This is a genomic window from Micromonospora halotolerans (assembly GCF_032108445.1).
Taxonomy (GTDB): domain Bacteria; phylum Actinomycetota; class Actinomycetes; order Mycobacteriales; family Micromonosporaceae; genus Micromonospora; species Micromonospora halotolerans.
The window spans coordinates 4,885,526-4,911,581 of the sequence record NZ_CP134876.1; the positions used below are offsets into that span (position 1 = coordinate 4,885,526).

Annotated in this window: 23 protein-coding genes; 11 read left to right on the forward strand and 12 right to left on the reverse strand. The window is 71.7% G+C overall.

The genetic code is table 11. The features are described from left to right. From RMN56_RS23075 to RMN56_RS23085, 3 genes are all read right to left on the reverse strand, one after another. A complete protein-coding gene (locus RMN56_RS23075) occupies nt 1-1,278 on the reverse strand; it encodes a PucR family transcriptional regulator (protein WP_313719607.1) in 1,278 nt (425 codons plus the stop codon). Between the two features lie 92 nt (nt 1,279-1,370). Continuing rightward, nucleotides 1,371-2,948, reverse strand: coding sequence for an amidohydrolase (locus RMN56_RS23080; RefSeq protein ID WP_313719608.1), 1,578 nt, complete (start codon nt 2,946-2,948; stop codon nt 1,371-1,373). Between the two features lie 136 nt (nt 2,949-3,084). After that, a complete protein-coding gene (locus RMN56_RS23085; protein ID WP_313719609.1) occupies nt 3,085-3,483 on the reverse strand; it encodes a MarR family winged helix-turn-helix transcriptional regulator in 399 nt (132 codons plus the stop codon). 130 nt (nt 3,484-3,613) lie between these two features. Here RMN56_RS23085 and RMN56_RS23090 point away from each other — a divergent pair, with 130 nt between their 5' ends. Then, nucleotides 3,614-4,063: an SgcJ/EcaC family oxidoreductase gene (locus tag RMN56_RS23090; protein WP_313719610.1), complete on the forward strand. Its 450-nt coding sequence runs from the start codon at nt 3,614-3,616 to the stop codon at nt 4,061-4,063. A 64-nt stretch (nt 4,064-4,127) separates the two neighbouring features. Here the strand turns inward: RMN56_RS23090 and RMN56_RS23095 are convergent, their stop codons facing one another. Further along, nucleotides 4,128-4,757 carry a TetR/AcrR family transcriptional regulator gene (locus RMN56_RS23095; RefSeq protein WP_313719611.1) on the reverse strand — a complete coding sequence of 210 codons (630 nt, stop codon included), beginning with the start codon at nt 4,755-4,757 and terminating at the stop codon, nt 4,128-4,130. 86 nt (nt 4,758-4,843) lie between these two features. On the opposite strand from RMN56_RS23095, the gene RMN56_RS23100 reads away from it, so the two are divergent. After that, nucleotides 4,844-6,115: an FAD-dependent oxidoreductase gene (locus tag RMN56_RS23100; RefSeq protein WP_313719612.1), complete on the forward strand. Its 1,272-nt coding sequence runs from the start codon at nt 4,844-4,846 to the stop codon at nt 6,113-6,115. Nucleotides 6,116-6,174: 59 nt separating this feature from the next. On the opposite strand, the gene RMN56_RS23105 is transcribed toward RMN56_RS23100, so the two are convergent. Both RMN56_RS23105 and RMN56_RS23110 read right to left on the reverse strand, forming a co-directional pair. Further along, nucleotides 6,175-6,837: a response regulator gene (locus RMN56_RS23105; protein WP_313719613.1), complete on the reverse strand. Its 663-nt coding sequence runs from the start codon at nt 6,835-6,837 to the stop codon at nt 6,175-6,177. After that, nucleotides 6,834-7,949 (reverse strand): sensor histidine kinase, encoded by a 1,116-nt coding sequence (locus tag RMN56_RS23110; protein WP_313719614.1) that lies wholly within the window; start codon nt 7,947-7,949, stop codon nt 6,834-6,836. Before RMN56_RS23110 ends, RMN56_RS23105 begins: the two co-directional genes overlap by 4 nt. A 217-nt stretch (nt 7,950-8,166) precedes the next feature. On the opposite strand from RMN56_RS23110, the gene RMN56_RS23115 reads away from it, so the two are divergent. From RMN56_RS23115 to RMN56_RS23125, 3 genes are read left to right on the forward strand one after another with little or no spacing between them, the layout of a single operon-like run. Further along, on the forward strand, nt 8,167-8,574 hold the full coding sequence (locus RMN56_RS23115; protein WP_313719615.1) for a DUF6223 family protein: 408 nt from the start codon (nt 8,167-8,169) through the stop codon (nt 8,572-8,574). 53 nt (nt 8,575-8,627) lie between these two features. Next, complete coding sequence (locus RMN56_RS23120) at nt 8,628-10,301, forward strand: Na+/H+ antiporter (protein WP_313719616.1); 1,674 nt, start codon at nt 8,628-8,630, stop codon at nt 10,299-10,301. A gap of 54 nt (nt 10,302-10,355) precedes the next feature. After that, nucleotides 10,356-11,915 carry an MDR family MFS transporter gene (locus tag RMN56_RS23125; RefSeq protein WP_313719617.1) on the forward strand — a complete coding sequence of 520 codons (1,560 nt, stop codon included), beginning with the start codon at nt 10,356-10,358 and terminating at the stop codon, nt 11,913-11,915. A 92-nt stretch (nt 11,916-12,007) separates the two neighbouring features. Here the strand turns inward: RMN56_RS23125 and RMN56_RS23130 are convergent, their stop codons facing one another. Continuing rightward, nucleotides 12,008-13,384, reverse strand: a complete 1,377-nt coding sequence (locus RMN56_RS23130) for an endo-1,4-beta-xylanase (protein ID WP_313724840.1) — start codon at nt 13,382-13,384, stop codon at nt 12,008-12,010. Nucleotides 13,385-14,097: 713 nt separating this feature from the next. Here RMN56_RS23130 and RMN56_RS23135 point away from each other — a divergent pair. Together RMN56_RS23135 and RMN56_RS23140 are read left to right on the forward strand one after the other, a co-directional pair. Then, entirely contained in the window at nt 14,098-15,615 is a 1,518-nt protein-coding gene (locus RMN56_RS23135) for a non-reducing end alpha-L-arabinofuranosidase family hydrolase (RefSeq protein WP_313719619.1), read from the forward strand. Nucleotides 15,616-15,662: 47 nt separating this feature from the next. Then, nucleotides 15,663-15,902 carry an RICIN domain-containing protein gene (locus RMN56_RS23140; RefSeq protein ID WP_313719621.1) on the forward strand — a complete coding sequence of 80 codons (240 nt, stop codon included), beginning with the start codon at nt 15,663-15,665 and terminating at the stop codon, nt 15,900-15,902. Between the two features lie 168 nt (nt 15,903-16,070). Here RMN56_RS23140 and mhpA read toward each other — a convergent pair whose 3' ends face one another. The 3 genes from mhpA to RMN56_RS23155 form a co-directional block, all read right to left on the reverse strand. Further along, entirely contained in the window at nt 16,071-17,573 is a 1,503-nt protein-coding gene (mhpA, locus tag RMN56_RS23145; protein ID WP_313719622.1) for a bifunctional 3-(3-hydroxy-phenyl)propionate/3-hydroxycinnamic acid hydroxylase MhpA, read from the reverse strand. Between the two features lie 34 nt (nt 17,574-17,607). Beyond that, the gene (locus RMN56_RS23150; RefSeq protein ID WP_313719624.1) at nt 17,608-18,375 is read right to left on the reverse strand and encodes a L,D-transpeptidase family protein; all 768 of its coding nucleotides are present in this window, start codon (nt 18,373-18,375) and stop codon (nt 17,608-17,610) included. Between the two features lie 212 nt (nt 18,376-18,587). Next, a complete protein-coding gene (locus RMN56_RS23155; RefSeq protein ID WP_313719625.1) occupies nt 18,588-19,253 on the reverse strand; it encodes a DUF4097 family beta strand repeat-containing protein in 666 nt (221 codons plus the stop codon). Between the two features lie 361 nt (nt 19,254-19,614). On the opposite strand from RMN56_RS23155, the gene RMN56_RS23160 reads away from it, so the two are divergent. The 3 genes from RMN56_RS23160 to RMN56_RS23170 are packed head-to-tail and all read left to right on the forward strand — an operon-like array spanning nt 19,615 to nt 22,836. After that, nucleotides 19,615-20,580: a carbohydrate ABC transporter permease gene (locus tag RMN56_RS23160; RefSeq protein ID WP_262286405.1), complete on the forward strand. Its 966-nt coding sequence runs from the start codon at nt 19,615-19,617 to the stop codon at nt 20,578-20,580. Next, nucleotides 20,577-21,407, forward strand: a complete 831-nt coding sequence (locus RMN56_RS23165; RefSeq protein ID WP_313719627.1) for a carbohydrate ABC transporter permease — start codon at nt 20,577-20,579, stop codon at nt 21,405-21,407. The genes RMN56_RS23160 and RMN56_RS23165 overlap by 4 nt, the downstream gene beginning before the upstream one ends. Nucleotides 21,408-21,426: 19 nt before the next feature. Further along, on the forward strand, nt 21,427-22,836 hold the full coding sequence (locus RMN56_RS23170) for an ABC transporter substrate-binding protein (protein ID WP_313719629.1): 1,410 nt from the start codon (nt 21,427-21,429) through the stop codon (nt 22,834-22,836). Between the two features lie 108 nt (nt 22,837-22,944). Here RMN56_RS23170 and RMN56_RS23175 read toward each other — a convergent pair whose 3' ends face one another. After that, nucleotides 22,945-24,063: a glycerophosphodiester phosphodiesterase family protein gene (locus tag RMN56_RS23175; RefSeq protein WP_313719631.1), complete on the reverse strand. Its 1,119-nt coding sequence runs from the start codon at nt 24,061-24,063 to the stop codon at nt 22,945-22,947. Further along, a complete protein-coding gene (locus RMN56_RS23180; RefSeq protein WP_313719632.1) occupies nt 24,060-24,851 on the reverse strand; it encodes an SIR2 family NAD-dependent protein deacylase in 792 nt (263 codons plus the stop codon). The genes RMN56_RS23175 and RMN56_RS23180 overlap by 4 nt, the downstream gene beginning before the upstream one ends. Nucleotides 24,852-25,002: 151 nt before the next feature. Here RMN56_RS23180 and RMN56_RS23185 point away from each other — a divergent pair, with 151 nt between their 5' ends. Then, nucleotides 25,003-26,055 carry an FAD-dependent oxidoreductase gene (locus RMN56_RS23185; RefSeq protein ID WP_313719634.1) on the forward strand — a complete coding sequence of 351 codons (1,053 nt, stop codon included), beginning with the start codon at nt 25,003-25,005 and terminating at the stop codon, nt 26,053-26,055. The last annotated feature ends 1 nt before the right edge of the window (nt 26,056 follow it).

The window sequence follows — 26,056 nt, forward strand, 5'->3', positions numbered from 1 at the left end:
CTACGCCGGCAGCGGCCGACGCGGCCAGTCCAGCGCCCGCGCGCCGAGCACGGCGGCGTGCAGGGTGAACCGGTCCCGGGGGTCGGCGGGGTCGTAGCCGCTCAGCGCCCGGACCCGGTCCAGCCGATAGGTGACGGTGCGCACGGACACGTGCAGGCGGCGGGCCGCCTCCGTGGCGACCTCGCGGCACGCGAAGTACTCGTTCAGGGTGTCCAGCAGCGGCTCGGCGCCGCCCCGGGCCTGGCTCAGCGGTGTCAGCACCGCCCGCACGAGATCCACCATCGCGGCCTGGTCCCGCAGCAGGACGCGGTAGATGAGCAGGTCGTGGGCGTCGATCACCGAGGTGTCGGCGTGCAGTCGCCGGGCCGTGGTCAGCGCCTCGCGGGCCTCCTCATAGGAGCGGGCGATGCCGTACAGGCCCGGGTGCGGGCGGCCCACCGCCACCTGCCACGGCCGGCCCCGCACCAGACGGTCCAACTCGCCGTGCATCAGCCGCCCCAGACCCGCCACCGACCCGCCGTCGCCCCCACCCCGGTCGGGCGTCACCGTGTCCGCCGGTGCGATCACGACGAGCAGTCCCTCCTTCGTGGCCACCAGCACGTCCCGGTCACCCAACCGGTCGAAGATGACCCGCTCCAGCGCGCTGATCGCCGCCTCGGTGTCCGGCAGCCGATGACCCGGCGCGGCGAGCGCAACCTGGTGCACCCGGGCCAGGTCCAGCCCGAACGGCTCGGCCCGCTCCACCAACCCGCCGAGGTCGGAGTCGCCGCGCAGCAGGTCGTCGACGAGTTCCCGGCGCAGCGTCTCCTCCCGGCGGACCAGGTCCCGGCGGGCCGCCGCGTAGCCCTCGGCCAGCGTGGCCACGGCGGTGTCGACCACGTGGAACACGGCGTCCGCCGCCGCGCGCACCGTCTCGCTGTCGGTGGCACCGGCCAGGTGCGGCAGCCGCCGCCAGAGCCGCCGCGCCGCGGACAGGTAGAGGCGGACCGCCCGGCCCGCTGACACACCCTGCTCGGCGGCGCGTCGGCCGAGCGCCTCCACCGCGTCGAGTTCGCCGCGGCGCGGCCGGCGGCCGGTCACCGCCGCGTCCGTCAACAGCCGCAGATAGTCGCCGAGCAACTCCACCGGTACGCCGCCGGCGTCGGCGCTGGCCGCGCGGGCCACGTCGGTCAGCCACGCGTCATCGCCGCGGGCCCCGGCCGGAGCCGGTCGGCGGACGCTCTCGGTCATCGTGGTCTCCCAGGCGGGGTCGGCATCGCGCACACCGACCCGGTTCATTCAGCCCATGGTCGCAGGCAGGGCGCCGACGGGCGCGGAAGTCGGCGAGCCCGCCAGCCTGACCGGCGGAAGCGCCGGTCCGGGCTTCCGCTTCAGCGGCTTCCGGTCCGTTGCCAGCGGATCTCGCCGCCCACGACGGTCGTCATGACCCTGGTACGCAGCACCGCGGCCGGCGAGTCCCGGTAGGGGTCGGTGTCGACAGCGATGAAGTCGGCGAGCCGGCCCGGCGCGAGGACACCCTTGCGGTCGTCCTCCCCGGCGGCGCGGGCAGCGCCCAGGGTGTGCGCGCGGACCGCCTCGGACATGCTCAGCCGCTGCTCGGGCTGCCAGCCGCCCACGGGGGTGCCGTCGGGACGGGCCCGGGTGATGGCGGCGTACAGGGCGGCGAAGGGATCGGGACTCTCGACGGGGGCGTCGGAGCCGAACGCCAGCACGACGCCGGCGTCGAGCATCCCGCGCCAGGCGTAGGAGGCCAGATCGTGGCCGGCCAGCAGGGAGTCGACCAGGTCGATGTCGCTGGTGCAGTGCACCGGCTGCATCGAGGCGACGATGCCCAGGGCGGCCATCCTGGCCAGGTCGGCGGGTCGGAGGTGCTGCGCGTGCTCGATGCGGTGCCGCAGCCCCGGTGTGCGGCCGATCGCCTCGTAGGCGTCGATGACCAGGTGGTTGGCACGGTCGCCGATGGCGTGCGTGGCCACCGCGATGCCGGCGCCCGCGGCCCTGCCGAACAGCTCGACCAGGTCCTCGTACGGGGTGACCGCGATGCCCACGTTGCCCTGCTCGCCCGCGAAGGGCCTGCTCATGTGGGAGGTGTGCGACCCGAGAGCCCCGTCGCTGAAGATCTTCACGGGCCCGGTACGGATCCAGTCGTCGCCCTGCCCGGTCCGGCGGCCCTCGGCGATGGCCGCCTCCAGGTGCGTCATCGGGATCGCCTTGTGCACGCGCAGCTTCAGCTCGCCGGCGTCGCGCAGCGCGAGATAGGCGGCCCGGCAGTCCTCGCCGTCGATGTCGTGCACGCTGGTCAGGCCGACCGCGAGCAACTCCTCCTGCCCGGCCCTCAGCAGGTCGCGCAGGTCGGGGGAGACCATGAGGTCCCGCAGCGGGTGGGAGGCCGTCTCGCGGAGGATGCCGGTCGGCTCCCCGCGTGCGTCCCGGACGATCTCGCCGCCCACCGGGTCGGGAGTGTTCGCGTCGATACCGGCCAGCCGCAGGGCTGCCGAGTTGGCCCACACGGTGTGCCCGTCCACGCTGGGCAACGCGACCGGCAGCTCGGGGCAGACCGAGTCCAGCGCGTACCGGTCCGGCTGCGCCGGCGGATCCCAGGCGTTGCTGTTCCACCGGCCGCCGAACAGCCAGGCACCCGGTTGCAGCCGCGCGGCGTGCGCGGCCACCGCCGTGAGAGCCTCGTCCAGGCCACGCACCTCACGCAGGTCCACGGCGCCCAGGCTTTGCGCGTACTGGGCGGTGTGGATGTGGGCGTCGTAGAGCCCCGGGAGCACCGCGGCGCCGTCCAGGTCGATCAGCTCCGCGCCGTGGCCCGCCGCCTCGCGTACCTGAGCCTCCCGGCCGACGGCCAGCAGGCGGTCGCCGTCCACGGCCATGGCCTCGGCCAGCGGGTTGCCGCCGTCGCCGGTGTGGATGGCGGCGTTGCGGTACACGCGGATGCTCATGGGACTCCCACGATCTTCGAGGGGCAATGGACCATCACAGTAGGAAGGGAGGACAGAAGAGGAAAGAGCTGCGGGCCGGAAATAGATCGCCGGCCAGCTGTGGGCGGGGGACGGGCGGCGCCGGCGCAGGGGCGAGTCAGCCGGGTCCGGAGCCGAGCCGGATCGTCTGCTCGCGCAGGATGTCGATCGTGCGGCGCAGGTAGCTGACGATCGCCGCCTGTTCGGCCGGGTCGTATTCGGCGATGACGCCGCCGAGTGCCTGGCCGAGCCCCGCGAACGCGTCGGCGAGTTCCGGGTGCTCCGCGTGGGCGGCGCGGATGATCGCCCGCCGCCGGTCGTCGGGATCGGTCTCCCGCACGACGTAGCCACCTGCCGCGAGCCGTGCGACGACACTGGTGATTCCGGCGGCGGTCAGCCCGGTGCGCCGGGCCAGCTCGCTCGCGCTGAACGGCCCGTCGGTCGAGATCAACTCGAGTGTCTTCAGGTCGCCCGCTGACAGTCCCAGGCGCGCCGCGACGGCCTGGTGGAACAGCACGACCGCGCCGCTGAGGTCGCGGCCCAGGTTTCGTCCGACGTGCTCGCCCTCGGTTGACACTCCGCCCACCAATACTTAGATTCGGCGTAGTAATTACTACGCTGCAGCTAAGTAAATCAGGGGGACCGCGATGACCACCACCGCACACGCCGGCGTCCTGGACGCGTTGACCGGGCTCGAGGCCTGCTGGCAGGCCGGCGACGCCGGCGCGTACGCCACGCTGCACGCGCCCGATGCGACCTATGTGGCGTTCGACGGCACCGTGATGACCGGCCGGGAGGAGATCGTCGAGGGCCACCGGCGCCTGTTCGACGGCATCATGCGCGGTTCCCGGCTCGCCGTCGTCGAGCGCACGATCCGCTTCCTCGACCCGGCGACGGCGATCGTGGTGCAGCGCGCGGGCATCATCATGCGCTGGCAGAGGGGCCGGACCGTCCCGTCGAGAAAGCGTCTGTCGACGAACACGACGGTCCTGCGCCGCGACGGGGACCGGTGGCTCGTGGTGGCGTTCCACAACACGCGGTACCACCCGTGGGCGGAAACCCTCGTGGGGCGCCTGATGACCCGCTCCGCCACGTGACGCTGGTCGGCCTCCCTGTCCGGTGCCGGTGGTCGGCACCACGGTGCGGCCCCGAGCCCCCTGATCAGTCCGACGGGGGAGTGGGTGCGGCCAGGTGGCCGAGCATGCGGCCCAGTTGTGCGGCGTACGCGTCGAGGAACTCGGGCGAGTCGGCGGCGAGGCCGGTCAGCCGGCGGACGACCTGCGGCAGCACGGTCGGCGCCATGGCCGCCGCGAAGAACGTCAGCACCACGTACGCGGGGTCGAGGTCGGCGGACAGCTCACCGGACCGCTGCCGGCGGCGCACGTCATCGACCATCGCCGTGAAGTACCGGTGGGCCTGCGCCTCCTCTTCGGTCTCGGTGGTCGCTCCCGTGTCGGCGAGTCCCTCCCAGACGAGCAGCCGCGCCCAGGACCGCTGGGTCGCGCCGAGCCGGAGGAAGCCCGCGACCACGTCGGCCATCGGCCGCTCCGGTTGCGCGGCGCCGCTGGTGGTCCGCCAGCGCTGCTGCAGGGCCTGATAGAGGCCTTCCTTGCCGCCGAAGTAGTAGGAGATCAGCTGCTGGTTGACCCCGGCGCGAGCGGCGATCGCGCTGGTGCGGGCGCCTGCGAAGCCGTGCTCGCCGAACTCGACCAGAGCCGCCTCGAGGATGCGCTCGCGCGTGCGCTCCGCGTCGCGCTGTCGTTGATCGCCGCTGGGGGACCGCCGTGGCATGCGGTGATCCTATCAGCGTCATTTGGACGAGTACTCTAATCAACCATCTGCTTGACAAACCCACACTCGCGAATGACCATCAGGTCATGAGCGACCTCAACGTCATGATCATCGGCGGTGGCATCGGCGGCCTGTGCCTGGCTCACGGCCTTCGCCGGGCCGGCGTCGCGGTTACCGTCTACGAGCGCACCCAGACCCGCACCGACTGGCTGCAGGGCTACCGCATCCACATCAACCCCCACGGCAGCCACGCGCTGCGTGCCTGCCTCCCGGCGGCGAACTGGCAGGCGTTCCTCGACACGGTCTCGGTCGACGGCGGCGGCTTCGCGTTCACCACGGAGCAGCTCGCCGACCTCGTGCGCCTCACCGCCGACGAGATCGCCCCCACCGGCGGTGCCGACGAACGCCACTACGGCGTGAGCCGGATCAGCCTCCGCGAGGTGCTGCTGACCGGCCTGGAGGGCGTCCTCCGCCCCGGCAAGGAGTTCACGCACTACGAGACGACGGCCGACGGCCGGGTCACCGCCCACTTCGCGGACGGCGGCAGCGCCACCGCCGACGTGCTGATCGGCGCCGACGGCGCGAACTCGCGCGTACGCGGTCAACTGCTGCCGCACGCGCGCCGGATCGACACGGGCATCGTGGCGGTCGCCGGCAAGCACCGCCTCGACGGCGCGACCCTGCCCCGCGTCCTGACCCACGACGCCAACCTGGTGATCCCGAAGGACCGAGGATCCCTGTTCACCGCCGTGTGGCATCCCGATCGGCGGGTCATCGTGCCCGACCGGGACACGCCCCGGGAGTTCCTGCTGGACAACGCCGTGCCGTTCGTCCTGTGGGGCTACTCCGACGCGGCGACCGCCTTTCCGGACGGCGTCGAGTCACTCCCCGGAGCGGACCTCCAGCGACTGGTGCTGGCCCGGACCGGTGGCTGGGCCCCCGCCCTGCGGGACCTGATCGCCGGCTCCGACCCGCGGGCCGTCAACGCCATCCGGATCCGCAGCGCCACGCCGGTCGACGCCTGGCGGACCACCTCGGTGACCCTCCTCGGCGACGCCATCCACAACATGACGCCGATGGCCGGAATCGGTGCCAACACCGCACTGCGCGACGCCGAGCTGCTGTGCCGCCGGCTCACCGAGGTCGCCGCCGGCACGTCTGCCCTGCTGCCGGCGCTGCACGACTACGAGCGGCAGATGCTCGACTACGGCTTCGCCGCCGTGCGGCAGTCACTGCGTAACGCCCGCCAGGCCGGGTCGAGCAGCCGCCTCGGCCGGGCCGCCGTCCGCACGGCGATGCGCATCACCGGCGCGGTGCCGCCGTTGCGCCGCCGGATGGCCGCACGGCTCGGCCGATGACGGGCCGTCCTCGGGCCCGGTACGGCGTGGCGGCGGCCTTCCCAGCCGCCGGCCGGCGGTCAGGAGGTGCGCGGCGTCACCAGGCCTGACTCGTAGGCGAGGACCACGAGTTGGGCGCGGTCGCGGGCGTGGAGCTTGGTCATGGCGCGGTTGATGTGGGTCTTCGCGGTCATCGGGCTGATCACCATGGTGTCGGCGATCTGGTCGTTGGACAGGCCCCGCGCGAGCAGGGCGACGGCCTCGCGTTCGCGGTTGGTCAGCTCCTCCAGTTCCGCGTCGGAGCCGGTGCGCAGTGGTTGGGAGACGTACCGGTTGATCAGCCTGCGGGTGATCGACGGTGCCAGCAGGGCGTCGCCGCGGGCGGCGACGCGCACGGCGTGCAAAAGGTCCTCCGGCTGGATGTCCTTGACGAGGAATCCGGCCGCGCCGGCGCGCAGCGCGTGGAAGACGTACTCGTCCAGGCCGTAGTTGGTGAGGATGACGACGTGGACCCCGGCCAGGGTCGGATCCGCGGCGATGCGCCGGGTCGCCTCGACGCCGTCGACGACCGGCATCTGGATGTCGATGAGTGCGATGTCGGGCAGGTGCTCCCTGGCCAGCGCCACGGCCTGGCCGCCGTCGGCGGCCTCGGCCACCACCTCGATGTCGTCCTCGATGTCGAGGAGCGCGCGGAATCCGCTGCGGATGAGCGGCTGGTCGTCGACCAGCAGGACACGGATCACGAGAGCTGATCCACGGGGAGTTCGGCCTGGACGGTGAAGCCGCCCTCGCGGCGCGGTGCCGCCGTCAGGTGACCGCCGAGGGCGGTGACCCGCTCGCGCATCCCGAGCAGCCCGACGCCGGGCGCCGGTGGGGTGTCCGACGTGGTCCTGCCGTCGTCCTCGACCCGGATGAGCAGGGCGTCGGGCCGGTAGTCGATCCGGACCGAGGCAGTGGCGGCAGCGGCGTGACGGGCGACGTTGGTCAGCGACTCCTGGACGATCCGGTAGGCGGTCCGGTCCACCGCGGCCGGCAGGTCGCTCCGGCGTCCCTCGATCGTCAGCTTCGCGTCCAGGCCGGTCATCCGGGCCCGTTGCACGAGTTCCGGAACCTGGTCGAGCCCACGCGGCGGGTTCCGGTCGTCGTCGCGCAGCACCTCCAGGGTCGCGCGCAGTTCCCGGGCGGCCTCACGACCGGCGTCCCGGATCGCCAGGAGGGCCTCCGGCGCCTGCTCGCCCCGCTTCTGGGCCAGGTGCACGGCGACTTCGGCCTGCACCTTGATGACGGAGATCTGGTGGGTGAGCGAATCATGCAGCTCCCGCGCGATGTGCAGCCGCTCCTCGTCGGCGCGGCGGCGCGCGGTCTCCTCGCGCGTGCGCTCGGCCTCGTCCGCCCGCCGCTCGGCCTGCCGCAGCGCCTCACCGGCCGCGCCGGCGGCGATCAGCCAGGCCAGCTCGAGGGCCCCTCGGGCCTGCGCGAACGCCTCGCCCGTGTCGTGCAGGCCCGAGGCCATCGCGGCGAGGGGGAGAGCGGCCAGCATGATCACGCTCGCCACCACCGTGACGGTATGGTGTCCCGCGCGCACGGCGCCGTACACCGCGAACAGGTACGCGACGGCCGGCACGTCGAAACCGGCCGCCTGGTGACCCACCGCGCACAGCCCGGTGAGGGCCAGCACGGCAACCGGAGCGCGGCGGCGCGCGACCAGCGCCAGGCCGCCGGCCGCCAGCAGCGCGTACCCCGCCAGGTCGAGGCTCGTGGCGGAGCGCTCCCCGGACAGGCCGGTGACCAGCAGGATCGCCGCCACGCCGACGGCGATCGCCGAGTCGCTGACACCGATGCGTCCCCTACCCATGCGCGCACCCTAACCGGCTGTCCGCCCCGGGCGAGTCCTGCGTGCGGACGATCGGCCGGCTACCGCGGACGCGGTACCGTGCCGCGTTCTGCGACATCCGTGGCAGCCGGATGCGCCGCCTGCGGCAGTGTGAAGTGCCCACGTCGGCAGGACGACAGGTGGTGGGCCGGCGGACAGGATCAGACACGTCCGGTCGTCAGAGAAGAAGGAGCACCCCATGGACACCCGTCACCTGGTCGCCGCCGTGCCCGCAGGGCTCGGGCCCGCCACACCGGCGGCCGCGTACGTCTCGGCCCAGTCGGCCGTCGATCCCTACACCCTGACCACCGGGCGGCTCGTGGGCACCGTGGCCGTGCTGGTGGCGCTGGCCGGCGTCATCGTCGGTGGGCTGGCCCTGGCCCGCTCCGCCGGCCGGATCGGCACCGGCAGCGGCCGGCGAGGGGCCCTCGTGGCCCTGGTGGCCGGGCTGGCCGGCATGGTCATCGGCGGGCTGGTGGTGGCCGCCGCCGAGGGCGGTCCCGGCACCGGGTACGGAATCGTCGGTGGCTTCGCGGCCCTGGCGATCGGCCTGATCGCCGCGGTCCTCGGCTGGCTGGCTCTGACCCGCTCCCGCCGCACCGTCTGACCCCAGGGTTCGCCGGCGCCGGGGTCCGATGGTCTTCGGGGGAGAATGCGTGGGTGAGTCCCGAAAGTCTGTTGTTGTTCGTCCTGGCTGCCGTCGCGGTCATCATCGTCGCGCGGTGGCTGGCCTCGCGCACCGGCCTGCCCGCGGCGGCGCTCCTGACGCTGATCGGCATCCTCTACGCGCTCCTCCCGGGACCGAACATCAGGCTGGACCCGCACGTCGTGCTGACCGTCGTTCTGCCACCGCTGCTGTACAGCGCGGCGCTCGACTCGTCGCTGCTGGCGATCCGCAAGAACATGCGCATCGTGGTCAGCCTCTCGGTGGTCCTGGTGCTCGTGACCGCGTTGGCCATCGGGGTGGGGTTCCACCTGTTCGTCGCCGGAGCGACCCTGGCCGCCGGTGTCGCGGTCGGCGCGGCCGTCGCGCCGCCCGACCCGGTGGCGGCGCTCGCGGTCGGCCGGCGGGTGAATCTGCCACCGAAGCTGGTCACCATCATCCAGGGCGAGGGGCTGCTCAACGACGCCACCGCGTTGACGATCCTCAGCGTGGCGGTGACCGCGGCCGTCAGCGGCACGTTCTCCTTCGCCGCGGCCGCCGGACAGTTCGTCGTCGCGGCGGCCGGTGGGATCGTGGTCGGCGCCGCGGTCGCGTGGGGCGTTCGCCTGGCGCGGCCGTTGACCAGGGATCCGCTGCTGTCCAACGCGGTCTCGCTCGCCACCCCGTTCGTGGCCTTCCTGCTCGGCGAGCAACTGCACGTCTCGGGGGTCCTCGCGGTGGTGGTCGCCGGGCTGATCGTCGGGCACCACACGCCCCGGCTCGCCTCCGGCGCCAGCCGGCTGCAGACGAGCGCCGTGTGGCGGCTGGTCGACTTCCTTCTCGAGGGGTTCGTCTTCCTCCTGATCGGCCAGCAGTTGCCCAAGGTCGTGCAGGGACTGCAGCAGTACACCCCCGCCACGATCGTCATCGCGGTGGCGGTCTCGGTCGGCGTGGTGCTGCTTCTGCGCCCGTTGTGGCTGATCCTGAACGAGTTGCTGCCCCGCTGGATGCACACCCGCCTCGGCGCCGCCGCCGAGTACGACGACGACACCGCCGGGTCCGCCCGCCGCGCCGTCCGGGAGGCACGCAACGCCCGGCGGCTGACCGGCCGTGAGGTCGTCGCGCTCAGCTGGTCCGGTACGCGCGGCGTCATCAGCCTCGCCGCGATCTTCACCCTGCCGGTGGTGACCGACAGCGGAGCACCCTTCCCCGACCGGGACCTGCTGTTGTTCTGCGCCTTCGTCGTCGTGCTCGTGACGCTGGTCGGTCAGGGGCTCACGTTCGCGCCGCTGGTGCGCGCGTTGGGCCTGCGTGCCGACGAGGCGGACCAGGTCCGGGTCCGCAATGAAGCACGGTCGGCGTCCGTCGAGGCCGCCCTGGCCCGGCTCGCGGAGGTCGCCGCCGAGGAACCGGAGTACGCCGACGCCGTCGAGTCGATGCGCGCGCAACTGCACAGCCGGCTGATCCGCTACCGCGACCGCCTCGACCTGCTCCAGGCGGCCGACGTGTCCGAGGTGCCGGTCTCACCGCAGTACGAGGCGGCGTTGCGCATCCGCCGGGCCGCGATCGATGCGCAGCGCGAGGAGCTGTTGCGCTGGCGGGACGCCGGCCAACTGCCGGACGAGGGGCTGCGTGTCCTGGAACGCGAGCTGGATCTCGAAGAGCTGCGCCTTCCCGCCCGGACACGGTAAGAGCCCGGATACGTTGACCATCGGCGATCCACCTGCCAGCGGAGGAGTGCGTACGTGGTGGCGAGACCTGCGGCCGGCAGCGGTTCGGGCCCGGCGGGCAGTGACCCGACCGTGACGAGCGTCGGCTTTCGTTCCGATCGTGGCCCGGTGCTCGCCGCGATCATGCTCAGCACGGGCCTGGTCGCACTGGACTCCACGATCATCGCCACCGCGGTGCCGTCGATCGTGCGGGACCTCGGTGGCTTCGCGCAGTTTCCGTGGCTGTTCTCGATCTACCTGCTCACCCAGGCGGTCACGGTGCCGATCTACGGCAAGTTCGCCGACTCGCTGGGACGCCGGCCCGTGATGTTCTTCGGCATCGCGCTCTTCCTGCTCGGCTCGATCCTGTGCGGTGTCGCGTGGAGCATGCCCGCGCTGATCGTCGCGCGCGCCGTCCAGGGCATCGGGGCGGGGGCCGTGCAGCCCATGAGCATGACGATCGTCGGCGACCTCTACACGGTGGCGGAACGGGCGCGGGTGCAGGGCTACCTGGCCAGCGTCTGGGGCATCTCCGCGGTGCTGGGCCCCACGCTCGGCGGCGTCTTCTCCGAGTACCTGTCGTGGCGGTGGATCTTCTACATCAACCTGCCGCTCGGCGCGGTGGCGGCGTGGACGCTCGCCCGTCACTTCACCGAACGGATCACCCGCACCAGGCACCGGGTGGACTACGCGGGCGCGGCCCTGCTCACCGTCGGATTCGGGCTCCTCATCCTCGGGCTTCTCCAGGGTGGCGTGGCCTGGCCCTGGGCGTCGGTCCGGAGCGTGGCGATCCTCGTGACCGGTGTCGTCGCGCTCGTCGCGTTCGTCGGCGTGGAGCGCCGCGCCGCCGAGCCGGTGCTGCCGCTGTGGGTGTTCGGCCGCCGCGTGCTCGCCGGAGGCAGTCTCACCGCGCTGTGCGTCGGGGCGCTCACGATCGGCCTGAGCTCGTACCTGCCCACCTACGCCCAGGGCGTGCTCGGCACCAGCGCGCTGGTGGCCGGGTTCGCGCTCGCGGCGTTGTCGGTCGGCTGGCCGCTGGCGGCCAGCCTCGCCGGGCGCGTCTACCTGCGGATCGGCTTCCGTGACACGGCCCTCATCGGCGGCGTCTTCGTGGTCGGCGGCGCGGCGCTGACCACGCTGCTCGGGCCGGACTCGACGGTGCCGGCGGCTGCCGCAGCGGTCTTCGTGCTCGGTGTCGGGCTCGGGCTGACCGCCAGCCCGACCCTGGTCGCCGTGCAGTCCGTGGTCGGCTGGGACCGCCGCGGGGTGGTCACCGGCGCCAACATGTTCAGCCGGTCCCTGGGCAGCGCGGTCGGCGCCGCCGTCTTCGGGGCGATCGCCAACGCCACCCTTGCCGACCGTTTCGCGCACCCGCCGGCGGAGATCGCCGCCCGGCTGCCCGAGCACGTGGACGCCGCAAGCCTCGTGCTGGGTGGGCACAGCCAGTCCGCCGAGCCGGCCGTGGCCGACTACGTCCGCGTGTCGCTGTACCACGCGACGCACCACGTCTTCGTCGCGCTGGCCGTGCTGGCGGTCCTGGGGGTGGGCGCGTTGTCGCTGATGCCGCGCCGCAGCGACCAGCTCACCTTCGAGTAGCTACCGACCGCACCGCCACACCGCACCGCCGCGCCGCGGCGGTGCGGTGTGGCGGCACGTGTCGCCGCCACACCGCGATCGACGCCCCGGGGTCAGTTCAGGCTGAATCGCTGGTTGGCCTGCCCGTTGCAGTCGTAGATCTGGACCTGCTGGCCGTTGCCGGTGCCCCACACGTCCAGGCAGCGTCCGGACTGCACTCCGGTGATGGTGCCGTTGGAGTTGACGTTCCACTGCTGGTTGGCCTGCCCGTTGCAGCTGTAGATCTGCACGGCCGAGGCGTTGCCGGATCCCGCGGCGTCCAGGCACTTGCTGCCGTACACGGTGAGCTGCTTGCTCGACGTGAGCGTCCAGGCCTGGTTGGCCTGGCCGTTGCAGTCGTAGAGCTGCACCCGCGTGCCGTTGTTCTGCGACGCGTTCGGCACGTCGATGCACCTGCCGGACTGGGCGCCGACGATCCGGTTCGCTCCGCCCGGCGGGACCGACGGCGACGGGGATCCGGTGCCGGTCGGGGTCGGCGAGGAGGTGGGGCCGGCCGCGTTGAGGGCATTGAGCACCGAGGTGTACGCGGCCTTCTTGTTGCCGCCACCGTCGAAGAGCAGCGGGTTCTCGCTGGAGCGCCATGAGTCGCTGTCCCGAACGCCCCACACGGTGATGCCGACACAGCGCGGCACGTTCATGCAGGCCTGGGTCAGCCCGGCGTACTGCGAGGTCGACGCGTTGGTGACGTCGACCTCGGTCAGGGCCACGTCCACCCCGAGGGCGGCGAAGCTCGACAACGTGGTCTGGAAGTTGCCCGGCAGCGAGCTGCCACCGGTGAAGTGGGTCTGCAGGCCCACGCAGTCGATCGGCACGCCACGGGACTTGAAGTCCCGGATCATGTTGTAGACGCCCTGCGTCTTGCCGTAGGACCAGTTCTCGATGTTGTAGTCGTTGTAGCACAGCCTGGTCGAGGGGTCGGCGTTGCGCGCGGTGCGGAACGCCACCTCGATCCAGTCGTTGCCGGTGGACTGCAGGTTGGACTGCCGCCGGCTGCCGTCCTCGTTGAAGGCTTCGTTGACGACGTCCCAGTAGGCGAGCTTGCCCTTGTAGTGGGCCATCACGCCGTTGATGTGATCGATCATCGCCTGGCGCAGGCTGCTGCCGCCGAGGCTCTGCATCCAGCCCGGCTGCTGGGCGTGCCACGCCAGGGTGTGGCCGCGGACCTTCATGCCGCGCTGGGTCGCCCAGTTGTAGATCTGGTCGCCGGAACCGAAGTTGAACTGGCCACGCTGGGGCTCCGTGGCGTCCGGCTTCATCTCGTTCTCGGCCGTCACCATGGTGAACTCGCGCCCGGCGACCGTGGTGTAGGTCGAATCACCGAGCCGGCCCGCCGCGATGGCCGTGCCGAAGTACCTGCCGGACTGCGCAGCCGCCGCACCCAGGGTGCTCGCCGCGGCGTTCGCGTCCGGCATCACCACCACCACACCCATTGCCGCGACGGCGGCAACGGCACCGCTGGCCAGCAGCCGGATCCGCAGCAATCGGCTCCTGGATGAGCCGGCGGAGGGGACGGGAGAGCTGGTTGCCACGATTGCCTCCTCTTCGGTTGTGCGTCCCGGCCGCCGAGCCCCATGGGTGGTGGCCGCAGCCCGGGCTTGCGGGCGAGGGCCGTCGGTCGATCGCACAACCCGGACAGGTAAAGATGGGCTTCAATCCAGGTCATGCTGGCATGGCGACCCCGTTGGAACAACATCTTCCGGAACTGTTCCGGAGGGCACCGGCGGCGAAGTGGCGCTTCCATGGGGGAAGCCAGCCCGTCTACCTGCACCTTTGGCCCCCGCCAAGATCTATACATCCGTGTCTCGCTCGGTGCGTGACGAGTCCGACGGTCGTGACCGGGAAGCCTCCGCCCGAAAGTTCCGGGCACAGCGCGAGAACCGCCCGCTCCGGCCGTGGTGGAGTGCCGGCTGGCGCGCATCACCACTTGACGAACGAGATGTTATCGCTCACTGTCGATGGACAAGGACGGCGGAACGTGTGGCTCACCGGGCAAGCCCAGTTCGCCGGCTCCCCGAATCAGGCGTTGGTCAGGGCATGCGTCCATCCTGTTAGCGCTAACACTTCCGGCGCAGGGTCCGGCCATGCGTCACGGTGCGCCCATTCCCAGGCGGACCGTTCGGCTCTTGGTCCATGAAGGAGGATCATGTCTGCCCTCGACAGGTCTCAGCCGATCGCGCCGCCGCGGCGGCGCAGGTGGCTGCCCCGGGTGGTCGCCGCCGCCGTGACGGCGGTGGTGGTCGGTGGTGCCGCCGCGGCGGCGGTGTCGACGCCGGCCGCCGCGGCGACGGTCGACACGAGCGCGTGGTACGTGTTGGTCAACCGCAACAGTGGCAAGGCCCTGGACGTCTACAACCTGGCCACGAACGACGGCGCGCGGATCGTGCAGTGGTCGCGGAACAACGGCAACCAGCAGCAGTGGCAGTTCGTGGACTCGGGCGGCGGCTACTACCGGTTGCGGTCGCGGCTGTCCGGCAAGGTGCTGGACGTCTACAACTGGTCGACCGCCAACGGCGCCAACGTCGTGCAGTGGACCGACGGCAATCAGGCCAACCAGCAGTTCCGGCTGGCCGACTCCGACAGCGGCTACGTCCGGTTGATCAACCGGAACAGCAACAAGGTGGTGGAGGTGCAGGGCGCCTCGACCGCCGACGGCGGCAGCATCGTGCAGTACGACGACTGGAACGGCGCCAACCAGCAGTGGCAGCTCGTCCGGGTCGACGGCGGGGGCAACCCCACGCCGCCGCCGGGCGGCTCGTGCACGCTGCCGTCGACGTACCGCTGGTCGTCGACGGGCGCGCTGGCGAACCCGCGATCGGGGTGGGTCTCGCTCAAGGACTTCACCAACGTCGTGTACAACGGCCGGCACCTCGTCTACGCCACGACGCACGACACCGGGACGTCGTGGGGTTCGATGAACTTCAGCCTGTTCACGAACTGGTCCGACATGGGCTCGGCCAGCCAGAACGCGATGCCCTTCGCCGCTGTCGCGCCGACACTGTTCTACTTCGCCCCGAAGAACATCTGGGTGCTCGCCTACCAGTGGGGCGGGACGGCGTTCTCCTACCGGACGTCCAGCGACCCCACCAACGTGAACGGGTGGTCGTCGCAGCAGACGCTCTTCTCCGGAAGCATCTCGGGCTCCGGGACGGGGCCCATCGACCAGACGCTCATCGGTGACAGCACGAACATGTACCTGTTCTTCGCCGGGGACAACGGCAAGATCTACCGCGCCAGCATGCCCATCGGGAACTTCCCGGGCAGCTTCGGCGCGTCGTCGACGGTGATCATGAGCGACTCGACCAACAACCTCTTCGAGGGGGTTCAGGTCTACAAGATCCAGGGCCAGAACCAGTACCTCATGCTGGTCGAGGCGATCGGCGCGCAGGGCCGCTACTTCCGCTCGTTCACGGCCAGCAGCCTGGGTGGCACCTGGACGCCGCAGGCCGCGAGCGAGAGCAACCCCTTCGCCGGCAAGGCCAACAGCGGCGCCACCTGGACGAACGACATCAGCCACGGCGACCTGGTGCGCAGCAACCCCGACCAGACCATGACCATCGACCCCTGCAACCTCCAACTGCTCTACCAGGGACGTTCCCCGAACTCCGGCGGCGACTACGGCCTCCTGCCGTACCGGCCGGGCGTGCTGACGCTGCAGCGCTAGTGGCGTGACGCAGGTCCGGGTGTTCCTGACCTTCGCGGCAACGGCGGGTGCGAGTCGGCTCAGCCGGCGAGCAGGAATGGCGGGAACCGGAGCGGGCGGGCTCGGCGTACGCGCCGAGCCCGCCCGGCCGCGCGGTCGTCGGCCGGTCCGGCGGAGGCCTCCGGGCGCAGCTGGGGGTGTACGGCACCAGGTGCCTGGACGTCAACGGCGCCGCCACCGGCAACGGCACCACCGTCATCCTCTGGAGCTGCACCGCCGCCGCGAATCAGCGGTGGACGCTCCGATAGGACTCCTCGCGCCGTTCCGGCCCGTCCGTCGGGACCGGCCGGAACGGCGCGAGGGCGCCCGACGCGACCGGCCACCGCGCCGCGTCGGCGGTCGCTTCCCGACCCGCTGCCGGGTGGCACGACGGTCTGTCCCGGGTCTCCGGCGCCGGTGAGCTCACTGCGGCGCGGTCATCCGCCGACCGGCCGGACGGCGCCGATCGTACGGGGGAGCAGCCGTCGGTCGGCACGGAGAACGGCGCCGTCGGGGCGGACGACGGCTGCGCGAGCGGCGCCCAGCCAGCGGTGCAGTGCGCTGCCCGGCCGGGCGATGATCAGCACCGCCCCGCGCCGTTCGATGTCGGCCCGCAGCGCCGTCGACGGCTCGATGGACGTGACGATCGCGAACCGGCCGGCGGCCATGTCGTCGAACCGCCGGTCGCCGTCGACGATCGCGTTCGGGCAGAGCCCGCCGGCGAGGCCGCGGCGCAGCCGTGGCCGCACCACGAGGTCGGAGCGGCGCAGCGGGGGTGTCCGGCTGTCTGTGGCCAGGTCCGTGAGACCCGGTACGAGGTGCAACCGGGGCGCCACGGCGCGACGGATGACGTTGCCCCACTCGCCGCCGGCCGTCATCGCCGTACCGATGAGCCTGGCCAGCTTGATCATGGCACGGACGTGCTGGCCGCGTTCGATCTGGTAGGTGTCGAGCACGGTCTCGGCGAGGGTCCCGCCGAGCACGCCGGCGAGCTTCCAGGCCAGGTTCATCGCGTCGCGCAGCCCGGCGCACAGGCCCTGGCCGATGAACGGTGGGCTGAGGTGCGCGGCGTCGCCGAGCAGGAACACCCGCCGGTCGCGCCAGCGGTCCGCGACCTGCGCGCGGAAGGTGTACTCGGCGACCCGGATGATCTCCAGCTCCGCGACGGGGAGGTCTCCGGTCCACCGAGCGATCAGCGGATGCAGCCGGGCCATGTCGCGGTAGTCGTCGGCGGTCTCGCCGGGCGCCAGCCGGAACTCCCAGCGGTAGCGGGTCCTCCCGATCCGCAGGTAGGTGCCCGCGCGGGCCGGGTCGGAGAGCTGATGCACACCCTCCCACTGGCCGAGGTCGGCCTCGGTGGCCACGTCGATGACGAGCCAGCGTTGCGTGAAGCCCAGGTCCCGCATGGTGGCGCCGATCGAGGCGCGGGTCAGGCTGTTGGCGCCGTCGCAGCCCAGGACGTACGCCGCCCGCACGGACCCCTGCTCGCCGGTGGTGGTGTCGGTGACGTCGACCCGCACCCCGCCGGAGTCCTGCGTCAACGCGGTGACCTCGGCGTTGCCGCGGAGGGTGACCGTGCCGAACCGCTGGAGATTGCGGCGGAGGATCGCCTCCAGCTCCGGCTGGTCGAACATGCTTCCCTGCGGGTAGCCGTGCCGGCCCGGCGCCGTGCCGCGTGGGAACTCGGCCAGCACCCGCATGTTCCGGTCGAGGAGGCGCAGGCCCCGGTGCGGGCGGGAGATCGCGGCGAAGGCGTCGCGCAGCCCGAGTCGGGCAAGGATCCGGTGGACCTCGTCGTCCAGCGCGACGGCCCGGGGCTGCGGGTAGATCGACTCCCAACGGTCGAGGACCAGGCACTCGACGCCGTACTGCGCGAGCAGCGTCGCGGCGGTGAGCCCGGTGGGGCCCGCGCCGACGATCAGTACGGGCACGGTCCTCATCGGGCCCTCGATCCACCGGCTGACGATGCCGAGGTCAGTAGCGGCCGAGGCTTTCCAGTGGGCACATCACGATGCGCGGCTGGGCAGCGGGGTCGAGCCACCGCAGCACGTTGACCAGGTCGGTGTGCGACAGGCTGACGCAGCCGGCGGTGGGACCGGACGGGGTCTTGCTGAACTCGTGCAGGAAGATCCCGCTGCCCGCGTTCGGCACCGGCTTCGCGACGTTCGGCGGCATGTTGTAGGTGATCACGGCGAAGTGCGTGTAGGCGGGCTGCTCCTTCCACAGCGCCTCGCTGAGGCCACCGGGACTGGTGGCGGTGTGCTGGAAGGTGTTGTAGCCGGGCGAGTTCGGGTTCTCGTTCCACCAGTCGTTCACGACGACCCGGTGGTAGGGGTACCGGACGCCCGGGTTGGCCGCGATGCCGTACATCGTCGGGCCGATGGAGTAGACGCCCGTCGGCGTGGTCGGGACGCCCTCGACGTGGTGGTCGCTGAAGTACTGGGATCCGATGCGCGCGGGCAGCGCCGCGGAGACGGGGACCCAGGTCCCGTCGACCTTGGCGAACGTCTCCAGTGTGGCGTAACTGGTCTGGTAGCTGGCCGCGGTCACGATGACGACCTGCCGGGTGGTCGCCGGCAGGGTCGTGAGGTTGTTGGCCTTGTTGTGCCGCGAGGTGCGGCGCGGCCGGGGGGTGTCGATGGTGGCGTCGGTGGTCGATGCGGCGGCGGGCGTCGCGCCGGAGGCCACGACGGGAGCCGCGACACCGGCCGCCGCGCCGAGGATCAGAGATCTCCGCTTCATCTGGCAGATCCTCGCACCTGGGCCGTCTCCGTGTCGTCCTTCGCCGCGACGGATTCCGGTGCCCGGTCGCGGGCGGCGACCTCGTTCCTGCTCGTCGCCGCGCTTCTCGAACGACGTCCCCGACCCGACGACATACCGACCGGGCCGGGCCGGCGACGATCGACGGGATCTCGATCGCGGCGGGCCCGGCGGCCGGTCCTGGTAGTGGTCGGTCAGAGGCTACGGGCGGTGATGTCGCCCTGGGCGGTGGTGGCGCGGATGTCGAGGCCGGTGGTGCCGTCGTTCTTGAGGCTGTTGCTGACGCGCCCGTAGCCGGTGCCGGCGTCCAGGGCGGCCGAGACGCCGACGGCGGCAGCGACCGAGATGTCGCCGGACCCGGTGCGGAGCACGACCGTGCCGCGCACGGCCTCGGTGATCCGGATGTCGCCCCGTGCGGTGCTGATCTCCGCGGGGCCGTTGAGCCGGCCGACCTCGACGTCGCCGTCGACCGCGGTGAGGCGGACGCTCGCGGCCTCGTCGATTTTGATCCGGCGGTACGCGCCGTCGAAGACGACGTCACCGAGGCGCCCGACGCCGCGGAGCTCGGTGGCGGCGGACCTGGCCTCGACGCGGGAGCCGGCGGGCAGCTGGACGGTGACCTCCACGGATCCGGAGGGACCGAAGAGCCGGTTGTCCGGCGTCGGGGCGGTGACCCGCAGGACACCGTCGCCGTACGCGACGCTGGTCTGCTCGGCGGCCCGGGCGTCGCGGCTCTTGCTTGGGCTGGCGGGCCGGACGTCGACGGTGGTGTCGGCGCGGTCCGCGGCGATGAACTGGATGCGTCCGGCGGGGATGTCGAGGACGGCGGAGATCGGGGCGGGGGTGTCGAACTTCTGCATCATGCTCTCCCGTGCTCGTGCACTGTTTCTGATATCGGAAACGCTACGTTGCTTTCCACCTTCCGGCAACAACCTTGTTGCGTCCTACGGGGATCTCTCCAGCTCAGCGGTGCCAAAGTGTTGCAACGGTTGCGCGAGGAACGCAACGTCGATCATCTCGTCATTGCAATGGACGGGCGGTGAACGCTACGGGCCGGATGCCGCGCTTCGGGATGGACGGGCCGGCGCGCGTGGCGGGCCGGACGCCGTCGTCGGGGGCTTCGCGACGCCGCCGACCGCCGGGACCGCTGGCAAGAACTTCCAGCTCCGGGTCGTGCAGAGGAGGATTTCTTTCGCTCGATGGCGTTGGTACTGTGCTGCCGTGCCTCCCCCTCGCACCGTCAGCGCCCCACCGGACGACCGCGCCCCGACCGTGGAGTCCACACGCTCCACCGGCCGCCGGGCGAAGCCGGCACGCTTCACCGAATCCGCTCTCGGGTGGTTGCTGCTGCTGCCGTCGGTCGTGGTCTTCGTGCTGTTCGTGTTCTGGCCGCTGGGCCGGACGCTCTACCTGTCCGTCCACGGCAACGACCTCTTCGGCGCCCCGTCGGTGTACGTCGGTGCGGAGCACTACCGGGAGATGCTGTCGGCCGACTTCGGCAAGGTGCTGGCCACCACCGGCCTGTTCACGCTGTTCTCCGTGGTGCCGGCCGTCCTGGGCGCGCTCGTCGTGGTGCTGCTGCTGGAGGCGCGCATCCGCGGGGTACGGGTGTTGCGCACCGCCTTCGCGCTGCCGTTCGCGTTCTCGGTGGCGACGGCGTCGGTCGTCTTCGCCGTCATCTACAACCCGGCGATCGGCGTGGCGAACGGAGTCCTCGGTTCCGTCGGGATCGACCGGGTCAACTGGCTCACCGACCCGTCGATCGCGCTGCCCGCCGTCTGCGCCGCCACGGTGTGGATGAACTTCGGCTACAACGTCCTCGTGCTCTCCGCCGGCGTCGCGGCGATCTCACCCGAGGTGGTCGAGGCGGCGCGGCTGGACGGGGCGTCCGGCTGGCGGCTGGCGTCCCGGATCACCGTGCCGCTGCTCTCCCCGCAGCTGTTCTTCCTCGTCGTGGTGTCCACGATCCACGCGCTGCAGAGCTTCGGGCAGATCCACATCCTGACGAAGGGCGGCCCGGACCAGGCCACGACGACGCTGGTCTACTCCATCTACGAGAAGGCGTTCGCCTTCGGGTCCTCCGACTTCGGCTCGGCCAGCGCACAGGCCGTCGTGCTGCTGGTCGTCATGCTCGGCTGCACGGCCATCCAGTTCGGCATCCTCGAGCGGCGGGTCCACTACCGATGAAAAAGTTCAGCCTCGGACGGGTCGCCGTCTACGTCGTGCTCGGCCTGGCCGCGATCCCGGTTCTGTTCCCCATCTACTACGGCTTCGTCGGCGCCGTGATGGGCCCCGGCGACCTGGCGACCTACCCGCCCGCGCTGGTGCCGCACGAGCTCTACTGGCAGAACATCAGCGACGTCTTCCGCTCGGTGCCGCTCGGCCGCTTCTACGTGAACTCCGCCATCCAGGCCGGGCTCATCACGGTGGCCCAGATCGTCACCAGCATCCTGGCCGCGTACGCCTTCGCGTTCCTTCGCCTGCCCGCGAGGGCGGTGACGTTCAGTCTGTTCCTCGCCACCCTCATGGTGCCGTGGGAAGCGATCATCATTCCCAACTACCTGGCCATCTCCGGGTGGGGTCTGGCGCGGGGCGGGTTGACCTACCTCGGTCTCGTGCTGCCATTCCTCGCCTCGGCCTTCGGCACGTTCCTGCTGCGGCAGGCCTTCCTGCAGTTCCCGACCGAGTTGCGGGACGCCGCGGTGATCGACGGGTGCGGCCACTGGCGCCTGTTGTGGCGGGTCATCGTGCCCCTGTCCAAGCCCTCGATCGCGGCGGTCGGGGTCTACGTCTTCCTGTCGGCGTGGAACCAGTACTTCTGGCCGCTCATCCTGATCCGCGACTCCGAGTACCAGACGCTGCAGATCGGCATCTCGCAGCTCAACGACGCCGAGGTGGCGCAACCGGGCCTCGTCCTCGCGGGCGTCGCGCTGTCCCTGCTCCCGACGTTGGCTGTCGTGCTCTTCGGTCAGCGCTACATCGTCCGTGGCCTCACCGCCGGCGCGCTGAAGTAATCCGAGAAGAGGAGAACCCGTGAGACAACCCAAGCTCCGTCGGGCCATGACGGCGTTCGTCGCCCTGGCAGCCGCCGCCGCGCTGACGGCGTGCGGTGGTTCCGGGTCCGACACCGATTCGGCCAAGGACGCCCTCGAAGCGCCCGGCGCGGAGGTGCTCGAGAAGGCCACCGACAAGACCACCATCGAGTTCTGGCACGGGATGAAGGGCGCCAACGCCGCGGCGATCGACAAGCTGGTCGCCGACTTCAACGCCCAGAGCGGGGGCAAGGCCGAGGTCAAGGCCATCTACCAGGGCAACTACGACGAGACGATCGCCAAGTACAAGGCCTCGGTGCAGCAGAAGAACACGCCCGCGCTGGTGCAGGTCTACGACATCGGCTCCCGCTTCATGGTCGACTCCAAGCAGACCGTGCCGATGTTCAAGTTCATCGACAAGGACGGGTTCAACGCCGGCGACATCGAGCCGAACATCGCCAACTACTACTCGATCGACGGCAAGCTCCAGTCGATGCCGTTCAACACCTCGACCCCGCTGCTCTACCTGAACAAGGAGGCCTTCGTCCGGGCCGGCCTCGACCCGACGAAGCCGCCGACGAACCTGGACGAGCTCGGGGAGATGGCGAAGAAGCTGACCGTCAAGGACGCCAGCGGCAAGACCGTCCAGTACGGCTTCGGGGCCGCCATCTACGGCTGGCTGCTGGAGCAGTTGATCGCCACCGACGGCAAGGAGTACTGCGACAACAGCAACGGGCGCAAGGGCCTGGCGACGAAGGTGCAGTTCGACCAGGAGACCGGCGTCCGCGTCGCGCAGTGGTGGGTGGACCTGGTGAAGGGCGGCTACGCGGCGAACACCGGCCGCAAGACCGACGACGCCCAGGCCGCCTTCAAGGCGGGCACCGTGGCGATGCACCTGGAGTCCACCGGCGCCATGCGCGGCTACGTCGACGCGGCCAAGGGCAAGTTCACCGTGCTCACCGCGCCGTACCCGAAGGCCAGCAGCGCGGCCACGGGCGGGCCGATCATCGGTGGCGCCTCGCTGTGGATCAACGGCGTCGGGCACAGCGACAAGGAGAAGCGCGCCGCCTGGGAGTTCGTGAAGTTCGCGGTGAGCCCGGCCCAGCAGGCCAAGTGGCACACCGGCACCGGGTACGTGCCGGTCAACGCCAAGGCGCTCGACGAGCAGATCGACAAGGACTGGGTGGCGCAGTACCCGCAGTTCAAGACCGCCGTGGACCAGCTGCACGCGCTGCCGCCGTCGGTCGCGTCGGCCGGCTGCCTGCTCGGCGTGATGCCGCAGGCCCGCAAGGCGTCCGAGGACGGCCTGGAGGCGGCGATCGTCGGCAGCAAGCCGGCCGACCAGGCCATGAAGGACGCCGCGGCGAGCGTGCAGCCCGCGATCGACAGCTACAACAAGTCGGTCGGCTGACCAGCACGTCACCGCCGAGGGGACACCTCGGTCCCGAGGGGCCGGCTCCGTCGGAGCCGGCCCTTCGATGCTCCGCCGGACCGCACCGGGCTCGGCGGGTCGGTCGGGTCAGACGACGTAGGCGTACAGGTCCACGATCGTGCCGTCCGCCCGATGCAACCCCGCCGAGTCGCCCTTCGTGCCGTTCCAGACGGCGGTGGTGCGGCCGTTGTGGTAGCTGGCCGCGTCATTCCGGCCCGGGCCGGTATGCACCCGCAGCAGCCCGCCCGGCGGAATCACGTAGCCGTCGCCCACCACGACCCTGGCGGATGACTGGCTGCGCAGGTACCAGCCGCTGACGTCCACCGGCTCGCCGGAGACGTTGCGCAGGACGGCGTGCTCGCCGGTCCACTGCGGCTCGTCGCCGGGGGAGCGGCACACGATGTCCTGGACGACCACACCCGCCGCGCCGGGCACCGGGTCGCGGCCGCGCAGCATGTTCCGCAGGGCGTACGGATAGTTGGTGATCATGCCGGCGACGCCGAGGTCGAGGGCCCGGCGCCACAGCTCCGGTGAGTCGACCGTCCACGGCACGACGGCCATGCCCGCCTCGACGACGCGGGCCGCGTCCGCGGGTTGCAGCCGGCGGACGTCCGGGTTGACCGAGTAGACCCACCCGGCGAGCTCGGTCAGCTTCCCGGCCGCCGGCACGTCGTAGGCGATCAGCGCCACCGGGACGTCGTGCAGCCGCGCGTGGAAGTCCCGGATGGCCTGCTCGTCGAAGGACCCGACGACGAGCGGCCGCGGCAGGGGGCCCCGCTCGATCTCGCCCCGACGTTCCCGCAGCCGAGCGGCGACGGCCCGCACCAGCCCGGGATTCAACGCGGGTGACTTCAGCTCGAGGTTCAGGCCGACCCGGCCGCCGAGCAGGTCGAGCAACTCGTCGAAGGTCAGGATGTGCTGGCCGGCGAAATCGTCGTCGTACCACCCTCCGGCGTCGAGCTTCCTGAGCTCGGCCAGGGTGAAGTCGTGCACGTTCCAGGGCGACCGGTCGGCGAAGACCAGCTTGGCGTCGGTGGTGCGGGCGAGCGTGGCATCGTGGACGATCACCAACTCCCCGTCGGCGCTGAGCTGCACGTCGGTCTCGACGTAGTCGGTGCCCTCGGCGATCGCCAGCTCGAAGGCGGCCGCGGTGTTCTCCGGCGCCATGCCGGACGATCCTCGGTGCGCGTACGTCGCGGTACTCACGTCTTGTCGGTTTCCTTCCACGCGGCCGCGACGAGGGCCGGAAGGACCTGTGCGGCGGGGCCGCGCAGGTTGACGGCGGAGACCCGGTCGAGTGGGGTCGGCTCCGGGTTGACCTGGATCACGGCAGCGCCGGAGCGGGCCGCGATCCGGGGAATCTCGGCGGCCGGGTACACGACGCCGGAGGTGCCGACCGTCAGGAGCACGTCGGAGGCGGCGGCGGCCTCGACCGCGGCGGTCAACGCCGCCTCGGGCAGCGCCTCACCGAACCACACCACGCCGGGGCGGACGAGCAGTCCACAGGACGCGCACCGCGGCGGCGGGATCCGGCCCCCTTCGTGCGGCCGCGCGACATCGCCGTCGGGTGGGTCCGGGAGGGTCGCCGGGTGACCGGCCGCGGCCACGCATCGGGGCGTGAAGAGGCTGCCGTGCAGGTGGATCGCGGCCCGGGTTCCGGCCCGCTCGTGCAGGTCGTCGACGTTCTGTGTGATGACGGTGGTGCTCGGGGCGCGGGCTTCGATGGTGGCGATGGCCAGGTGCCCGGAATTCGGCTCGGCCCGGAGCACCCTGGTGCGCCGCCATTCGTACCAGCCCCAGACCAGGTCGGGATCGGTGTGGAACGCCTCCGCGGTGGCGAGCCGCTGGGCATCGAAACGCGCCCACAGGCCGCTGAGATCGTCACGGAAGGTGGGGACGCCGCTCTCGGCGGAAATCCCGGCGCCGGTGAAGACGACGACACGGCGGGCGTCGCGGAGGAGTTGGGCCGCGCGATGCGGCAGCACACCTTCCATGTCGGAGATCCTGCCACCACGTGCCGGTGTGCGGCTGCTCCGGGGCGGCCGATCGTCCGACCAACCTCCGGTGGCCTGGCCAGCTCGGGGAGTCGGTGTGAGGTCCATCGCCCGTGGGAAGTCCGGGCGGGCCGGAGCTGTTGTGCGGCACGTGCCGGAGACGGATGTGGTGGTTGTCGGGGCTGGGCAGGCGGGGCTGTCCAGCGCGTACCACCTGCGCTCCTCCGGTCTTGACTTCGCCGTTCTGGACGCCGACGCGGCGCCCGGCGGGGCCTGGCGGCACCGGTGGCCGACGCTGCGCATGGCGACCGTGCACGGCATCTTCGACCTGCCCGGAATGCACTTCACGCCGCCGCCGCCGGACGAACCCGCCGCCGACGCGGTGCCGGCCTATTTCGCCGCCTTCGAGCGTGAATTCGGCATCGACGTGCAGCGGCCGGTCGCCGTCACGGCCGTCCGGGACGCCGGCGACGGACGACTCCTCGTCGAATCCGACAAGGGCACCTGGACCACCCGCGCACTGATCAACGCGACGGGGACGTGGACCAGGCCGTTCGTGCCGTACTACCCCGGGCAGGAGACGTTCCTCGGGCGGCAGCTGCACACCGCCCACTACCGGGGACCGGCGGAATTCGCCGGGAAGCGGGTGGTCGTCGTCGGGGGCGGAGCTTCGGCCGTCCAGCTCCTGGTCGAGATCGCCGACGTCGCGGCGACGACGACCTGGGTCACCCGCCGCCCGCCGGTGTTCCGGGACGGGCCGTTTACCCCGGACTACGGCCGCGAGGTGGTCGCCAAGGTGGAGGCACGCGTACGCGCCGGCCTCCCCCCGGGCAGCATCGCCAGCGCGACCGAGCTGGCGTGGACACCGCAGATGCGCGAAGCCCGGGAACGGGGTCTCCTCCGACGCCGGCCGATGTTCGACAAGATCGTCCCCGGCGGCGTCCAGTGGCGCGACGGCGCCGCGCAGGAGGTGGACGTCATCCTCTGGTGCACCGGCTTCCGGCCGGCGCTCGACCACCTGGCCCCCCTGCGCCTGCGCGGCCCTCGCGGCGGCATCGTCATGGACGGCACCCGGGTGGTCGCCGATCCCCGGATCCACCTGGTCGGCTACGGGCCGTCCGCCAGCACGGTCGGCGCGAACCGCGCCGGGCGGGCGGCGGTCCGCGAGCTGCGCGCGCTCCTGGCGGCGCCCGCCCTCACCTGAC

Bases quoted from the DNA above. Each gene is read 5' to 3' on its own strand.
- RMN56_RS23075 (WP_313719607.1), bottom strand. From the start codon at position 1,278: ATGAACCGGGTCGGTGTGCGCGATGCCGACCCCGCCTGGGAGACCACG.
- RMN56_RS23080 (WP_313719608.1), bottom strand. From the start codon at position 2,948: ATGAGCATCCGCGTGTACCGCAACGCCGCCATCCACACCGGCGACGGC.
- RMN56_RS23090 (WP_313719610.1), top strand. From the start codon at position 3,614: ATGACCACCACCGCACACGCCGGCGTCCTGGACGCGTTGACCGGGCTC.
- RMN56_RS23095 (WP_313719611.1), bottom strand. From the start codon at position 4,757: ATGCCACGGCGGTCCCCCAGCGGCGATCAACGACAGCGCGACGCGGAG.
- RMN56_RS23100 (WP_313719612.1), top strand. From the start codon at position 4,844: ATGAGCGACCTCAACGTCATGATCATCGGCGGTGGCATCGGCGGCCTG.
- RMN56_RS23110 (WP_313719614.1), bottom strand. From the start codon at position 7,949: ATGGGTAGGGGACGCATCGGTGTCAGCGACTCGGCGATCGCCGTCGGC.
- RMN56_RS23115 (WP_313719615.1), top strand. From the start codon at position 8,167: ATGGACACCCGTCACCTGGTCGCCGCCGTGCCCGCAGGGCTCGGGCCC.
- RMN56_RS23130 (WP_313724840.1), bottom strand. From the start codon at position 13,384: ATGGGTGTGGTGGTGGTGATGCCGGACGCGAACGCCGCGGCGAGCACC.
- RMN56_RS23135 (WP_313719619.1), top strand. From the start codon at position 14,098: ATGTCTGCCCTCGACAGGTCTCAGCCGATCGCGCCGCCGCGGCGGCGC.
- mhpA (WP_313719622.1), bottom strand. From the start codon at position 17,573: ATGAGGACCGTGCCCGTACTGATCGTCGGCGCGGGCCCCACCGGGCTC.
- RMN56_RS23150 (WP_313719624.1), bottom strand. From the start codon at position 18,375: ATGAAGCGGAGATCTCTGATCCTCGGCGCGGCGGCCGGTGTCGCGGCT.
- RMN56_RS23155 (WP_313719625.1), bottom strand. From the start codon at position 19,253: ATGCAGAAGTTCGACACCCCCGCCCCGATCTCCGCCGTCCTCGACATC.
- RMN56_RS23165 (WP_313719627.1), top strand. From the start codon at position 20,577: ATGAAAAAGTTCAGCCTCGGACGGGTCGCCGTCTACGTCGTGCTCGGC.
- RMN56_RS23180 (WP_313719632.1), bottom strand. From the start codon at position 24,851: ATGGAAGGTGTGCTGCCGCATCGCGCGGCCCAACTCCTCCGCGACGCC.